Origin of the sequence: Clostridium aromativorans (genome assembly GCF_020908015.1) — a bacterium.
GTDB classification, from domain to species: Bacteria; Bacillota; Clostridia; order Clostridiales; family Clostridiaceae; genus Clostridium_B; species Clostridium_B aromativorans.
Genome location: NZ_JAJJPB010000030.1, coordinates 1 through 16,508 on the forward strand (window position 1 = coordinate 1; position 16,508 = coordinate 16,508).

General features: G+C 32.8%; 13 protein-coding genes and 1 other RNA gene. 5 read left to right on the forward strand and 9 right to left on the reverse strand.

The annotated features are described in order from the left end of the window. Both LN736_RS16110 and LN736_RS16115 read right to left on the reverse strand, forming a co-directional pair. A partial coding sequence (locus tag LN736_RS16110; protein WP_326839094.1) for a Glu/Leu/Phe/Val dehydrogenase dimerization domain-containing protein occupies positions 1-481 on the reverse strand: 481 nt, incomplete at its 3' end. A 286-nt stretch (positions 482-767) separates the two neighbouring features. Further along, positions 768-2,435 (reverse strand): sigma-54 interaction domain-containing protein, encoded by a 1,668-nt coding sequence (locus LN736_RS16115; RefSeq protein WP_229981987.1) that lies wholly within the window; start codon positions 2,433-2,435, stop codon positions 768-770. A gap of 751 nt (positions 2,436-3,186) precedes the next feature. Between LN736_RS16115 and LN736_RS16120 the strand changes: the two genes are divergently transcribed. The 3 genes from LN736_RS16120 to ssrA all read left to right on the forward strand — a co-directional run bounded on the left by LN736_RS16120 (position 3,187) and on the right by ssrA (position 6,615). After that, positions 3,187-4,551, forward strand: a complete 1,365-nt coding sequence (locus tag LN736_RS16120; protein ID WP_229981988.1) for an aspartate aminotransferase family protein — start codon at positions 3,187-3,189, stop codon at positions 4,549-4,551. Between the two features lie 206 nt (positions 4,552-4,757). Next, complete coding sequence (locus tag LN736_RS16125) at positions 4,758-6,152, forward strand: hypothetical protein (RefSeq protein WP_150356218.1); 1,395 nt, start codon at positions 4,758-4,760, stop codon at positions 6,150-6,152. 103 nt (positions 6,153-6,255) lie between these two features. Next, positions 6,256-6,615: a transfer-messenger RNA gene (gene ssrA, locus LN736_RS16130) on the forward strand. A 115-nt stretch (positions 6,616-6,730) separates the two neighbouring features. Here the strand turns inward: ssrA and LN736_RS16135 are convergent. Beyond that, positions 6,731-7,567, reverse strand: a complete 837-nt coding sequence (locus LN736_RS16135; protein WP_150356219.1) for a MerR family transcriptional regulator — start codon at positions 7,565-7,567, stop codon at positions 6,731-6,733. 139 nt (positions 7,568-7,706) lie between these two features. On the opposite strand from LN736_RS16135, the gene LN736_RS16140 reads away from it, so the two are divergent. After that, positions 7,707-8,762: an FtsZ/tubulin family protein gene (locus LN736_RS16140; protein WP_229981989.1), complete on the forward strand. Its 1,056-nt coding sequence runs from the start codon at positions 7,707-7,709 to the stop codon at positions 8,760-8,762. A 36-nt stretch (positions 8,763-8,798) separates the two neighbouring features. Continuing rightward, positions 8,799-9,449 (forward strand): fructose-6-phosphate aldolase, encoded by a 651-nt coding sequence (fsa, locus tag LN736_RS16145; protein ID WP_229981990.1) that lies wholly within the window; start codon positions 8,799-8,801, stop codon positions 9,447-9,449. 169 nt (positions 9,450-9,618) lie between these two features. On the opposite strand, the gene smpB is transcribed toward fsa, so the two are convergent. The 6 genes from smpB to tpiA all read right to left on the reverse strand — a co-directional run bounded on the left by smpB (position 9,619) and on the right by tpiA (position 16,455). Then, complete coding sequence (gene smpB, locus LN736_RS16150) at positions 9,619-10,089, reverse strand: SsrA-binding protein SmpB (RefSeq protein WP_150356222.1); 471 nt, start codon at positions 10,087-10,089, stop codon at positions 9,619-9,621. A 33-nt stretch (positions 10,090-10,122) separates the two neighbouring features. Continuing rightward, positions 10,123-12,255, reverse strand: coding sequence for a ribonuclease R (gene rnr, locus LN736_RS16155; protein ID WP_229981991.1), 2,133 nt, complete (start codon positions 12,253-12,255; stop codon positions 10,123-10,125). Between the two features lie 134 nt (positions 12,256-12,389). Beyond that, entirely contained in the window at positions 12,390-12,623 is a 234-nt protein-coding gene (gene secG, locus LN736_RS16160) for a preprotein translocase subunit SecG (RefSeq protein WP_150356224.1), read from the reverse strand. Between the two features lie 162 nt (positions 12,624-12,785). Continuing rightward, complete coding sequence (gene eno / locus LN736_RS16165) at positions 12,786-14,078, reverse strand: phosphopyruvate hydratase (RefSeq protein ID WP_229981992.1); 1,293 nt, start codon at positions 14,076-14,078, stop codon at positions 12,786-12,788. A 56-nt stretch (positions 14,079-14,134) separates the two neighbouring features. Next, on the reverse strand, positions 14,135-15,667 hold the full coding sequence (gpmI, locus tag LN736_RS16170; protein WP_150356226.1) for a 2,3-bisphosphoglycerate-independent phosphoglycerate mutase: 1,533 nt from the start codon (positions 15,665-15,667) through the stop codon (positions 14,135-14,137). 41 nt (positions 15,668-15,708) lie between these two features. Then, positions 15,709-16,455 (reverse strand): triose-phosphate isomerase, encoded by a 747-nt coding sequence (gene tpiA, locus LN736_RS16175; RefSeq protein WP_179978398.1) that lies wholly within the window; start codon positions 16,453-16,455, stop codon positions 15,709-15,711. Between the last annotated feature and the right edge of the window lie 53 nt (positions 16,456-16,508).

Consider the following 16,508-nt stretch of genomic DNA (forward strand, 5'->3'; position numbering starts at 1 on the left):
CGCAGAATCTTCTTACTTCATTATCGGATTTACCTCTTGGATCAAAGTCAGAACCACCCTTAGCTCCACCTATTGGAAGGCCTGTAAGTGAATTTTTGAGTATTTGTTCGAATCCTAAAAATTTAATAATGCCTATATAAACAGATGAGTGAAATCTAAGTCCTCCCTTATATGGTCCTATGCAGCCGTTAAATTGGACTCTAAATCCCCTGTTGACCTGTACCTTGCCATTGTCATCTACCCAGGGAACTCTAAAAACTATCTGTCTTTCAGGTTCACAGAATCTTTCCAAAAGATTTTGTTCCATATATTCAGGATGCTTCTCAAATACTGGTCCTATGGATCCTAAAACTTCTTCTACTGTTTGTAGGAATTCAGGCTCATCCTTATCTCTTTTCCTCACCTTTTCCAATACCCTGCTAATATAATCCCTTGCCTCTTTTACCGTGTCAATATAATCTCTTATCTCTTTGTCTGACATGTTTTAAATATCCTCCTCATTAATTATCGTCATTTAATTTATCAGAACGCTTGCTGCTTAAAAATACATATTTTATTAAAATAGTTACATAGTGAATGCATCCATACATTAACGTTTAGCAAGATATATTCCAAATATGTATAAACTACAAAAATCATTTATACTACAGTATACAAATATATTCTTACATAGTTTCATAATTCATTTACGAATAGCTTTAATCCTATCATCATCTCCTCCCAACCAATGTATACAAATTTATTCATTTATAATTTAATATATTCATTTATGAATAGCTGTGGGTATACTTTTTTATCTTCCTCGCAGCTGTAGCCTGACTAATGCCCAATACTTGTCCTACTTTTACAGTCGTTTTATATTTTTCAAGGGCTTTCAAAATTAATTTTCCTTCATAATTATTCAATTGTTCTTTTAGAGAAACATTTTTAGTATTAGAATCTTTTTCATATTTATTTTTCACATTGTCTTCTAAAAATCTCTTGTTAATGATATCATCATCTGACAACAATAAAATCCTCTCAATAGTATTTTCCAGTTCTCTTATGTTACCCGGCCATTTGCAGTTAATCAGCATATCAACAGCTTCTGGATTAAAGCTTTTATTTAAACCATATTTTTCATTAATTTTTCTCACAAAATACGAAATCATATCCGGTATATCCTCTTTTCTCTCTCTAAGAGGTGGAATATTAATACTGACTACGTTTAATCTATAAAACAAATCTTCCCTAAATTTTTTTTCCTTGATTAATTTTCTTAAATCCTGGTTTGTTGCTGTTATAAGGCGAAAATTTACTTTAATAATTTTAGTTCCCCCTATTCTATTAAAAGTTTTATCCTGAATAACTTTAAGTAATTTCACTTGCAAATTTAAAGGAAGATCACCTATCTCATCCAAAAAAAGGGTTCCATTATCAGACAATTCTATCAACCCTAACTTTCCTTCTTTTCTAGCCCCTGTAAAAGCTCCTCCTTCATATCCAAATAGCTCAGACTCCAAAAGATGTTCTGGTATAGCACCACAATTTAGCTCTATAAACTGTCTTTTTGACCTTTTACTTAAACTATGAATTAACTTTGCAAAATAACTTTTTCCCACACCAGTTTCTCCAGTAATTAAAAAATTTACATCAAAATCTGCAACTTTAGTAATAAGATTAAATATCTTTTTCATCTCTTTATTTTTACCCATCATAAGATTAGGATTTATTCCTTTATCAACTAAATGCCTCAATTTTTTAGTATAAACTTTACCATTTCTTTCTAAAACTTCAAACTGTTTTTTTATCTCTACAAATGTTTGCACATAATAGGAAAAACAGACTACCTTTACTATACAGCCATTAGCATCCTTTATAGGAATAGCAGTAACTAAAATTTCATTATTTAACTTATTTTTTTGAAGCATTGTAATTTTTTGCTTTGTTCTTAAAACCTTTACAGTAGCTGAAGGATAAAACACACGTAATTTTTCCAACTCAAATACATTTCTCCCTAATAGATCCTGTTTTTTTATATCATAAAATTTCTCGAAAAAATTACTGATATTTAAAATAACACCCTCCCCGTCAGTTACAATAATGTCCTCATTATCATCTTCCACAAGATTCATCACATTATCACTTTTAGTTTTTATAGTTTCAATTAAAGACATGCTAATATCCTGAAGAATAGCTATTTCATAACCGTCTAATTTATCAAATGGTAAAAAATAAACAGATATTAAATTTTCATTTTCTCCAATTATATAAATATTTTTTAAGTATTCCGTAAACTCTTTCTTTGAAGAATACCTAAGTATATTTTTTAGATTTTTTTCAATAGATAAATTATCCTTCAGTATCCTACATGCTTTCTTATTAGGAATTATTCGCTGCTCCGTAACTTTATAAAGTACTGCCGGAATGGAACTCGAATCTATTGAATTATCCAATGTGAATCCCCCCATAATTGATCCTTTTATAAAGAATAAGTATTTATATGTACTTTTTTACATTTACTTTCAAAATATCTATAAATTATCTATTTTCTATCGTAATTCTATTATATCAGTATTCTTATATATTGAAATATAACCAATTTGGAAAACCAATTCTGTAATATCAAGGAAATTTATTTTTATGAGATGCGAAATGATTAAACTATAGAGATTTTTCATTATATTATATATTTTGCCCTCCAAATAGAGTGTACTATTATTTTAAGCAATTATTATGCCATTCCTGTAAATACTGCATTAAAATACCAGGTTTACTTAATATCTCAATATTATAATGTGAATTTCATTTTATGATTTAATAAATTTTAATAAAATTTATTCACAAATGAATATTCATTTTCATAAATGAATAGATTGATTAAATAATTGATTAAATATTTGTGGCTCATTCCCAATTCGCTGAAGGCAATAAAATTTTTATTCATAATTGAATTTTATTTTCTTAAGATATCAATTTTTCGTGATCTTAAATTCTTTAATTACTACAAAAGCCTAAATATTTAGACTTTTCCTTTTTTGGCATTCTTTTTGCTCATAAACATTAGTGAATGCATTCACATTTAAAATTTAACCATACTTATATTTCTCTTTTTTAGTAGACATTTTTATTACCTACAATAATTTCTTATCATCAGATGCAAAATTAAAAGTAAAAGTATATAAATTTTTAAGGAGAGTCTAAAAAATGAAATTATCAAATGAACTACCAAAAATTATCACTAAAACACTCCCTGGACCTAAGGGGCAGGCTATTATAGATAGAAGATCAGCTGCATGTGCAGCTGCAATCAAATGCGGTTATCCTGCTGTTATGTCTAGGGCAGAAGGTGCAATGTTCGAGGATCCAGATGGAAACAAGTTCCTTGACTGGGTTGGCGGGGTAGGAGTAACTAACCTTGGTTACAGTAATCCTGAAGTTATTGATGCTATCAAGAAACAAGCTGATAAATTTTGTCATGCAATGTTTAACATTACTACTCATGAAGGTTATGTTTCACTGGCAGAAAAACTAAATAAAATCGTGCCGGTAAAAGGTACTGTTAGAAATACCATGTTTATCAATAGCGGATCAGAAGCTGATGAAAACGCTGTAAAAATCGCTAAAGCTTTCACAAAAAGGCCAAACATAATAGTCTTTTCAGGTGCCTTCCACGGAAGAACAAACTATACAATGGCTATGACTGGTAAAAAAAGTTATGCTATTGCTCAGGGACCTTTCCCAGACGGCATATACAGAGTGGAATTCCCTTACCTCTATAGAAGACCAGAAGGAATGACAGAATCAGATGCCATCGATTACTATATAGGCAAATTAAAAAATGCACTTATCGAATTAACTCCAGCTGATTATTGTGCTGCTATAGTTGTTGAGCCAATACAAGGTGAAGGTGGGTTTGTTCCAGCTCCCATTGAATGGGTTAAAGAAGTTAGAAAAATATGTGACGAAAATGGGATAATGCTCATAGCTGATGAAGTTCAAAGCGGCTTCTCCAGATCGGGAAGAATGTTCGTTTCAGATTATTGGAAAGAAGCAGGTTGCGAACCAGATATCATCACAATGGCTAAATCAATAGCCTGCGGTGTTCCAATGAGTGCAATCACAGCTAGAAAGGAAATATTTGATGGAGTACCATCAGGTACAATAGGTGGTACTTATGGCGGAAACCCACTTGGTTGTGCAGCAGCATTAAAAGTTATCGAAATCATGGAAAGAGAAGATTTTCCAGGAAAAGCACTTAAAATAGGTTCCAAAATAACAGAAGGATATAACCAATGGAAAGAAAAATACGATGTAGTTGGAGATGTAAGAGGTATTGGTTCAATGATCGGCATTGAATTCGTAACTGACAAAAAATCTAAGACACCAAATCCAGCAATAGTTAGTGCAATAATTAGCGATGCAGCTAAAATGGGTTTGATACTTGAAAATGCAGGTACTTATGGAAATGTTATCAGACTATTAGCTCCGCTTTGTATGACTGACGAGCAGGTCAATGCAGGTCTTGAAATATTTGAAAAAGCTATTGTAAAGAATTTATCTGTAAAATAATTAAAGTTGTAAGACCATATTGAATTATTCTTTATTACTCATTTTATAATAAATTTCCACCAGCTTTTAACTGGTGGCTTTTTCTTTTAATTCTAAAACACCATGTTATTAAAGATTCATATTTAGCAAATTAAAAAATTTTTAATCACCCCAAAAAATTTTTCTGCATAAATTGATAATATACTCATTTTATGCGGAGGTCATGTATGAACATTTTACTGACAAACCTACACTACATCTATATAATTTTTATTTTCATAATAATTATAGCCATGGCATTTAAACGAGACATATCACTTATATGCATAATTGGGATTTTCATATTGGGCATATTTGCAACAAATTCCATACCTAAATCCGTCATGGGGATTTTTAACAGTTTTGTCTATGCTACTAAAGAGCTTATGCCTACGATTTTTATAATATCTATAATAACCGCTATGAGCAACGTTATGGTTGTCGTTGGAATAAATAAAGAACTGGTATCTCCCTTTAAAAAAATAATGAAATCCTATTGGATGTGCTATTGGATTATAGGCATCATCATGATGGCCCTGTCCTGGTTTTTCTGGCCATCTCCTGCTGTAGCCTTAATAGGAGCATTATTCTTACCTATAGCTAAAAAAGTAGGTCTTCCGCCTATAGGTGCTGCAGTAGCCATGAACTTATTTGGCCATGGTATAGCTCTGTCCAGTGATTTCATAATACAAGCAGCTCCAAAACTCACAGCTGATGCGGCAGGAATAAAAGTTTCCAGTGTTATATCTGCAAGTATACCTTTAACCATAATAATGGGAGCAGTCACTACAATCACAGCTTTTTATATGCTGAGAAGAGATATGAAAAATGGAAATATAGACATGAGCTTTCAAAAAGAAGAAATGATAATGGAAAGAGAAAAAAACACTATTGTCATACCACGTTTTTTGAGAAAATTACTGACCATATTGACAATAGCTATATTTCTGTCGGATATAGTACTTATGTATATATTCAAACTTCAGGGAGGAGATGCAACAGCTTTAATAGGTGGAACTGCTGTGTTCATTTTGAGCTTGATTTCAATTATAGCTTACCGTAAAAGATGTCTCGAAAAAATCACCTCTCATATTGTAGACGGCCTTATATTCGGATTCAAAATATTTGGTATAGTCATTCCTATAGCAGCCTTTTTTTACCTCGGAGATTCAGCTTTCACTGAAATATTTGGAAAGGTACTTCCTGCATCCTCTAACGGCATTGTCAATGACCTGGGAGTAGCTTTCTCAAATATAGCGCCTGCCAATCCTCTTCTGGCATCTGGTACTTTAACTGCGGTTGGTGCTATAACGGGACTGGACGGTTCAGGGTTTTCAGGTATACCACTAGTAGGATCTATAGCAAAATTATTTTCCACAGCAATAGGAGGCGGTGTATCTACATTGACAGCTATGGGCCAAATAGCAGGTATATGGGTTGGAGGCGGAACTATAATTCCCTGGGCTGTAATACCTGTTGCAGCTATATGTAAGGTAAATCCCTTTGAACTTGCCAAAAGAAATCTAATACCAGTTATAATAGGCTTAGTGGTAACTACTATATTTGCATCATTTTTAATATGAATATAAAATTTTTAAGTTGACTTATTGAAGGTTAGATGATATAATTTAATACTGCATCAGTTTGTTGCTGTATGCAGTATTAGAGCAATATATCTTATAACCTGGGGGCGCAATGGTTTCGACGGGGATGAGATGTGTTTGAGAAGCGAGTCGAGGGAACCTGTGGACCCGCGTTAAAAAACTATGGGATTAAATTTAAACGCAAATAATAACGAAAATTTAGCTTTAGCAGCATAGTCTGCTAGCCGTCAGCCTGGATTTCCCGCGCTCCAGTGTCTGGCGCCGACAGCGGGGTACCGAGTCCAGCAAAGCTTTGACCTGGAAACGGAAATTATGAAGCTACTGAATTCAGAAGCCTGTCCTTAAGCGTCTGAAGGAGGGAATGTCAAACTAGGGACTGCACTCGGAGATGCTCAAATGTTTCCATTTTCGGACAGGAGTTCGATTCTCCTCGCCTCCACCATACATATCAATATCTAAAAACTATTTGACATACATTTTTTCGCCATACTACTAAAAATGTTTAAAATTTTTCTCTTTATTAGGACAAGAATATAAAAAATTAATCTCTTTAAATTTTATCTGAATTTAAATATTTGAAATAACTTATTCAAAAATCCTTTATTGGCATTATCCATTTCTACTTGGTATTGAGTATAATACGCATCCTTTATAACTTTTTTAAAACCTTTAACTTCCTTTATTAAATGTTCACTATTAGTTAAACATGATTGAAAAAATCCATTAAAATTATCTTGTAAATTAAGTTTTAATTCGTCATTTTTACTATCAATTTTTTTAGATATAAATTTTGTCATCTTGTCAATAAACTGGTTGTGTAAATCTAAGTTAATTTCATCAATTTTATCAAATTTAGAATTTAGATATTCTTTAATTTCCTCAAATAAATCCTGTTTGAATTTATCAAGGCTTTTATTTTGAGCCTCAATAATTGCTGAGGTAATATTTTTAATATATAATAAATTGACCTTTTGTATATCATCATTTAACTGAATTTTAAAATTATCAAATTGAATTCGTTGTTCTTCTTTAATTGAATCAATAAGTTCTTCAACAGATAATAAATTACTTCCTGGATGCTGAACTTCATTATCATTCAAAGGTAATTTGCTATAATAATCTTGAATTTCTTTAAGAGACATGCCCCTATTTTTTAATTTTATCAAAAACTCTAATTTATCGATATCAGCATCAGTATAACGCAATTCTTTATCTACTATTTGAATTTTTAGAAGATCGTCAAATATATTTGTATAATATTTTATGTTATTAATATTTTCATTCAACAGATTAGCAACCTGATCAATAGAATAGTACAGTATTTCGCCTCTTTTCTTATTTTGAATTCTATGATCAACTTTTTGTGTATCTATATATTTATCTTTATTATCCATAATAATTAATCCCCCTTTTTCTTTTTTCGAGCAACTAGAAGATAAGCTTAAGTAAAAAATATTATTAGTTTAAAAAATATAATGTTACTCTGACTTTTTTCGATAATATATATATAAAATATACTAAGGGTGATTAATTATGGAAAAAGGCAAAATGTTATTGGTTTCACTAGGTCAAGGTGCTGGGAACATTGTAGATGGATTACTAAACAGGAATCCAAGATACAATGGATTATTTATAAATAGCAGTTTATTTGATATTAAGCCATTAAAAAATGCAGATATGACAAAAAATGTATATTTGTACCCAGGAACAGATGGTTCAGGAAGAGACAGATCTAAATCCAAAGAAATGATAAAAGATAATGCTAATGCTATAGGAACATTATTGAGCAAATACCCTTTGACAGAAGTGGTTGTAGTACTTACAACTATGGCTGGAGGGACAGGTTCTGGGGCAATAAAAACCTTTGTACAAATAGTAAAAAAAGTGTTACCAAATTCTAAAATAAATGTAGTGGCTATTTTACCCAGTTTAAAAGAAGACGAGTTAGCATTTAAAAATACACTGGAATGTTGGAATGATATAAATAGTATAATGGATTTAATAAATGACGTTAAATTTGTAGATAATAATAAAAGGAACACGTATAAAGAAATTAATAATGAAGTAATTGAAAGCTTGGATCTGGCATATAACATAATAGGTATCCATGCCTATGGTACCATTGATAATAAAGATTCATTCAAAATAAATACAGCAGATGGGTCAGGACTTATTTTAAAATTGTACGATGGGTTAAAAGATGTTAAAACTGCTGTTGATCTGGCAATAAAAAATAGTGTGTTTGTTCAACCAGATGTATATGATTGTGATTATTTGGGGATCAATTTAAAAATTGACGGGTATGATCCATATGAAGTGACTAAATTATTTGAAGTTTATAGAAGTACATATATAACATATAATAAGAAAAATAATATAGTAATTCTTGGAGGATGTGAAACTCCTACAGAATCAATAAATTTAATAAAGATGGCTTTAGAGGATAAAAATAAAAGAAAATTATCAAGAAATAAAAAAAGAAGTGTTATTATTGATCTAGATACAGATAGTAAAGAAAAGGAAGATGAATTAGATGTACTCAATAATAACGAACTTAGTAATTTATTGGAAGATAATTATGATTTCTAGATCTATTATTCATTGATTTCAAGGAGGTTTGAAAATATGAAATTATTTATAGATACTGCCAACGTAGATGAAATACGAAAGGCCAATGAAATGGGTGTAATCTGTGGGGTTACTACAAATCCTTCTTTAATTGCAAGGGAAGGTAGAAATTTCAGGGAAGTTGTAAAAGAAATAACCACCATAATAGATGGTCCCATAAGTGCAGAAGTTATAAGTCTCGAGGCTGATAAAATGGTAGAAGAAGCTAAAGAATTAGCTAAAATACACAGGAATATAGTAGTAAAAATTCCCATGACCTCTGAAGGTTTAAAAGCTGTAAAGATTCTTTCAAAAATCGATATAAAGACCAACATAACATTGGTTTTCTCTGCCTGCCAGGCATTACTTGCTGCAAGGGCCGGTGCAACTTACGTAAGTCCTTTCTTGGGCAGATTAGATGACATTGGAATAAACGGAATTGAACTCATAGAAGAGATAGTTCCCATATTTAAGCTTCACAATATCACCACAAAAATTATCTCAGCCAGCATAAGAGGACCTCTCCATGTTATAAATGCTGCAAAAGCAGGATCAGACATTGCAACAGTTCCCTATAAAGTTTTAATGCAAATGATTAAACATCCTCTAACTGATATAGGAATTCAAAGATTTTTAGACGACTGGAAAACCGTACCCAAAAATTCTTAAACTCTAGGTTGGTTATATATTGTACAATGAGGGATACTGAGCAGTTCACAGCTTTTCCTGTACCATTCACTTTAAATATGAATATTTTCACCTAAATCTCTATTTAAGGTATCCCTCAGATATCTTATAAAACAAAAAGCTAACCTGAACTCGAGAATCACTTGATCTCCTATCTATACTTTTGTTTCATCTGCCTGTCTATATCTCTCTTGGCTGCTTTCTCTAAAAGTGCATTTCTTTTGTCGTAATTTTTCTTCCCCTTTACAACTGCTAAATTTACCTTCACCCTTCCATGTTTAAGGTAAAGAGATAATGGAACAAGTGTATATCCCTGCTGGGTAGTGTATCCAGCCAATTTCATTATTTCTTTCTTATGAAGAAGTAATTTTCTGTCTCTTAAAGGATCTTTATTAAAAATACTTCCTTTATCATAGGGACTTATGTGCATATTCCTTATAAATATTTCTCCATTTCTTATTTCTCCATAGCTATCTTTTAAATTGGACTTGCCCTCTCTTATAGATTTGACTTCCGTTCCAACCAATTCTATTCCAGCTTCTATAGTCTCTTCAATAAAATAGTCATGTCTTGCCTTTCTATTTTCAGCAAGAGTTTTATTACTGGACTTTTTTTTAAGCATGATAATATCACAATCCCCCTTTTATTTCAGTGTTCAATTTTTATCTAAACTGTTTCTTCCTACTAATTCGAAATATATTTCGTGTGCGAACATATCCACTTTTAACACACGAATTTTCACTTCATCTCCCAATTTGTATATATTCCTGGTTTTTTCCCCCATGAGGCTCAGATGCTTTTCATCATATAGATAATAATCATCCTCTAAAGTGCTAATATGAATCAGTCCTTCAACTGTATTTGGAAGTTCAACAAACATCCCAAAATTAGTAACTGAAGATACTATACCATCATATTCTTCGCCGATTCTCTTGCTCATATACTCTGCCTTTTTAAGATCGTCTACTTCTCTCTCAGCATCTTGAGCCAATCTCTCTGTATCAGAAGACTGTCTTGATGCATACTCAACTTCTTTAGCTAACTTTTTTATTCTGATTTCATTTAACTTCCCATTTATAAACTCCTTAATTATCCTGTGAATAATTAAATCAGGGTATCTTCTTATGGGTGAAGTAAAATGGCAGTAATACCTGGCTGCCAGTCCAAAATGGCCTACACATTCTGGTGAATATCTGGCCTGTTTCATAGAACGAAGCAGCAGTGTGCTTACCACTGTTTCCTCCTTCTTCCCCCTTACTTTTTCTATAATATCCTGAAGAGCCTTAGGATGAATTTCCTGCCCCCACTTAACTGCATAACCCAGATTATGGACAAATTCGTTAAAACGCATTAATTTTTCCTCATCTGGATCCTCATGTATTCTGTATACAAAGGGTATACTAGTCCAAAACATATGCTCTGCTATGGTCTCATTACATACTAACATAAATTCTTCTATTATTCTATTTGATATTCCCCTCTCATAGGGTTCAATTTTTACGGGTACTCCCAATGAATCCAGCGTTATTTTACATTCTTCAAAGTCAAAGTCTATAGCACCCCTTATCTTTCTTTTTCTATTTAAGATCTTGCAAAGTTCTTCCATGAGTTTAAATGTATCTACAAGATAATCATACCTTTTTATAACTTCTGCATCCTCATTTTTAAGTATTTTAGTGACATCTGTATAGGTCATCCTCTCATTGCTTCTTATTATGCTCTCCACAATATTATGTTTTAATACTTTTCCTTTTCTATCTATTTCCATAAGACAGCTTAAAGTCAACCTATCTTCATTAGGATTTAAACTGCAGATGCCATTGGATAATTTTCGTGGAAGCATTGGTATAACTCTGTCTATAAGATATACTGAATTTCCTCTTTTTAACGCTTCTTTATCCAGAGGACTTTTTTCATTCACATAATGTGATACATCAGCTATGTGAACTCCTAGATAATAATTGCCATTTTCAAGCTTTCTTAAAGATACAGCATCATCTAAATCTTTAGCATCTTCACCATCTATAGTGACTGTAATGACATTTCTCAGATCAACTCTTCTTTTATATTCACTCTCAGGTATTTCCACAGGTATATTTTCTGCATAGGACAAAACCTTTGCCGGGAATTCTTCTGGAAGATTATTTTTCTTTATTATAGTCAATATGTCTATTCCCTTTTCTCCTCTTTTGCCTAAAATATCTATTATTTTTCCCTCTGGATTCCTTCTATTATCAGACCACTTGGTCACTTGAACAGTCACTATATCTCCTGTTTTTGCACCTTTTTTACACTCTTTAGGTATAAATACATCCTGACATATACGCTTTTCCTCCGGGACAACAAAGCCGAAATTTTTACTATCCTCAAAAGTACCTATTATTGTCTTATTTGCTCTTTCAAGTATTCTTATTATTTCGCCCTCACACTTTTTTCCGTTATTCTCCTCTTTAATTACTTTGACTACAACTTTATCTCCATTCATGGCACCATTCAAGAAAGAAGAAGATACAAATACATCCATTCTTTCATTATCCGGTATAACAAACCCATACCCCTTTTGGTGACCCTGAAATCTACCCGTAACAAGCCCCATCTTGTCAGGTAATCCATATCTATTTGTACGTGTTCTAATTACCGATCCTTCCTTTTCCAGCTGATCTATAATTTTTTTAAAATCCTCTATTTCACTCTTCTTTATACAAAATACTTTTCTCAATTCTTTTACTGTCATAGGCTTGTATGCTTGTTCTTTCATAAAATTTATAATTGCTTCTTTTATATTCATCTTTTCACCACCTTTTATTATATTGACATTAAAGGAAAAAAATATTCAATATTAAGAACAAATGTATTTAAATCTCTATAAAAAATAAATAGAGTAAATCATACTCTATTCATATAAACTCCTTCCAAATATAGCTATTTCATTAAATTTTGAATTATACATATAACTGCAAATACTATAGCCAAAAAAACAGTTAATCTGGACAGCATGGCTTCTGATGTCCTGGACTTATTTCTTGAATAAAAGCTTTCAGCTACACCTCCAGATATGAAACCACTTAGTCCATTGGTTTTTCCTGGCTGCATAAGAACTACTGCCACAAGCATAATTCCTATTATCAATTGTAAAATCATTAAAAAAATATTCATGGCCCTTCACCTCCTGCCACTACATGCAAAGTATTATCTTCCTGAATCTACATATAATTAATATTAACATATATAAATACTAATTTCAATTTATAAAATCTCTTATAAAACTTAAACGGTGAAGTCCAGGCACTTATAATCAAACTCCACCGTCCCTAAAAATTACCTGATACTATAAAGTGCATCCAATCCTCTATACTCAGCTGCTTCTCCTAATTCCTCTTCTATTCTTAAAAGTTGATTGTATTTTGCCACCCTCTCGCTTCTGGCTGGAGCCCCGGTTTTTATCTGACCTGCATTTACTGCTACCACCAGATCCGCAATAGTTGTATCCTCTGTTTCACCGGATCTATGGGATACCACTGCAGTATAACCGGCTCTTTCTGCCATTTCTATGGCATTTAATGTTTCTGTAAGGGTTCCTATTTGATTTAATTTTATAAGTATAGAATTTGCAACCTTTTTAGATATGCCCTTTTTCAACCTCTTAGTATTTGTTACAAAAAGGTCATCACCCACTAATTGTATTTTATTTCCCAATTTTTCAGTAAGCATTGCCCATCCTTCCCAATCTTCTTCAGCCATTCCATCCTCCAGTGAAATCACAGGATATTTTTCCGTAATTTCAACATAGAAATTCACCATTTCTTCAGGAGTTAAAACTTTTCCCTCGCTTTTTAGATTATATTTTCCATCTTCATAGAATTCAGATGAAGCAGGGTCCAATGCTATATATATATCTTTTCCCGGCTTGTATCCAGCTTTTTCTATGGCCTCAACTATAACTTGTATTGCCTCTTCATTGGATTTTAAATTTGGAGCAAATCCACCCTCATCACCTACCCCGGTGTCATACCCTTTGGATTTTAATATGGATTTTAACGTATGATAAACTTCTGAACCCATTCTAAGAGCCTCACTAAAACTTGGTGCCCCTGCAGGCATTATCATGAACTCCTGAAGGTCTACATTGTTATCTGCATGTTTCCCTCCATTTAATATATTCATCATCGGTACAGGAAGAACTTTTGCATTTACCCCTCCTATATATTGATAAAGACTTAATCCCAAATATTCAGCTGCAGCTCTCGCACATGCAAGAGATACGCCAAGCATGGCATTGGCCCCTAATTTCCCTTTATTATCAGTTCCGTCCAATTCTATCATTGTTTTATCTATCAACACCTGATCAAATGAATTCATCCCTATAAGTTCTTCTGCTATGTAATTGTTCACATTATCTACAGCTTTTAGTACACCTTTCCCTTTGTACTTCTCAGTCTCTCCATCCCTGAGTTCTACAGCTTCAAACTCTCCTGTAGATGCCCCAGACGGTACTGCTGCTTTTCCCATAGTGCCATCCTCCAGTACAACTTCTACTTCTACAGTAGGATTTGATCTTGAATCAAGTATTTGTCTTGCCGTTACATCCACTATTTCTATATAATTTTTCATAAACACCAGCCATTATGAAAAATAATGGCCTTCTCAACTCCTTTCAAATAAACATATTATTTCAAAATAAGACTTTTACCTGTCATTTCTTCAGGTTTTTCAAGTCCCATAATTTCTAGCATCGTAGGTGCAATATCAGCTAATATGCCATCTTTCCTTAAGGGATTTGTATTTTTTGATATATATACAAACGGTACCTTATTAGTGGTATGAGCTGTCATAGGCTTTTGTGTAGAATAATCTATCATCTGTTCAGAATTCCCATGATCTGCAGTTATAAATACAGTTCCATCTTTCTCTAATACTTTATTCACAATTTTGCCCAGACATTCATCTACCGCTTCTATGGCCGCTTTAGCCGCCTCAAAAACTCCTGTATGCCCTACCATATCTGGATTTGCAAAATTCAATATTATCATATCGTATTTATCCATATCTAATCTATCTAATAATTGAGCTGTAACTTCTCTAGCACTCATTTCAGGCTTTAAATCATAAGTGGCAACTTTAGGTGAAGGTATAAGCACCCTGTCTTCATTCCTATTTGGCACTTCAACTCCTCCATTGAAAAAGAAAGTAACATGTGCATACTTTTCGGTTTCCGCTATTCTCAATTGATTTTTTCCCATATTACTCACATATTCTCCCAGAGTGTTTTTGTAATATTCATTCTGGAAAGCTGCATCTACATTTTCTATAGTAGCATCATAATCAGTCATGGTTACAAATTCCAGATTGAGTCTATCTCTTTTGAAGCCATCGAAAGTATTATCATTTATGGCTCTTGTAAGCTGTCTTGCCCTATCCGGTCTGAAGTTGAAAAATATCACAGAATCTCCATTCTTTATAGTGGTTACAGGAACTCCCTTCGTCTCGATCACAGCTGGAACTATAAATTCATCCGTCTTGCCATTTTCATAAGAATTCTCTATAGCTTCCAATGCACTATTAGCTTTATTCCCTTTGCCATACACCAGTGCATTGTATGCCAATTTTACCCTTTCCCATCTCTTATCTCTATCCATAGCATAATATCTACCTGATACTGTCGCTATTTTACCCACTCCAATGTCATCCATATATTGACTTATATCTCTTATATAGCTGGCAGCTGAAGATGGCGGAACATCTCTTCCATCTGTAAAAGCATGAATATATACTCTATTAATACCCCTTCTCTTGGCAAGCTGCAGAAGTCCCTTTAGATGATCCATATGAGAATGTACTCCTCCAGTTGATACAAGTCCCAGCAGATGAAGATCTGAATTGTTTTCAATAACATTATCCATGGCTTTATTTAAAGATTTATTATCAAAAAAACTTCCATCTTCTATAGATTTTGTAATTCTGGATAAATCCTGATATACTATTCTCCCCGCACCTATATTCAAATGTCCTACTTCTGAATTGCCCATCTGACCCTCCGGCAATCCCACACTCAATCCACTTGCTGACAACTCAGTATGAGGATATTGTTTAATATATTTATCAAAATTAGGTTTATACGCTGCTCTGACTGCATTTCCTTCTTTTTTTTCAGAAATTCCAAAACCATCTAATATTATAAGTATTACTGGATTTTTTTTCATTTTTACCTCCAAAACTTTTAAAAGAGCTCAAATAAATTTTTTCAATAATTTACTATCGCTGAAAAATCAGCTGATTTTAAGCTTGCTCCTCCAACTAAGGCCCCATCTATCTCAGGCTGTGCCATCTGTGCTTTTATCGTATATGGTTTCACAGAACCACCATATTGAATTCTTATTTTTTCCGCAGTTTCTTTTCCATACATTGAAGCTATTACACTTCTTATATAGCCTATGGTTTCATTTGCCTGTTCATCCGTTGCCGTTCTGCCTGTTCCTATAGCCCATATGGGTTCATAAGCAACTACCAGCTTTTCAATTTTTTCATTTTCAATACCTGCCAGATCTAATTTTACTTGCTTCCCCAAAACTTCATGGGTAATATTCAATTCTCTCTCATCCAATGTCTCTCCACAGCAGACTATTGGAATCATATCATACTCAAAGGCCTTTTTAATTTTTTTGTTAATACTCTTATCCGTTTCAGCAAAATATTGTCTTCTCTCACTATGCCCAATTATAACATAATCTACCCCAATGGATCTAAGCATATGTGGAGATACTTCACCGGTATAGGCACCGCTTTCCTCGTAGTGCATATTCTGTGCCCCAACCTTTATATTAGTTCCTTTTACTGCCTTTATTACTTCACTTAAACAAACATACGGAGGACATATCACTACATCACATTTTGCATTCTTTACAAGAGGTTTCAATTCCTCTACCAACTTCAACGCCTCATCTAAGGTTTTATTCATTTTCCAATTTCCAGCTATTATTGGTTTTCTCATTTATATCAAACCCTCCTCTTTTTAATCAAAGTTCAAATATTAAATATACTAAG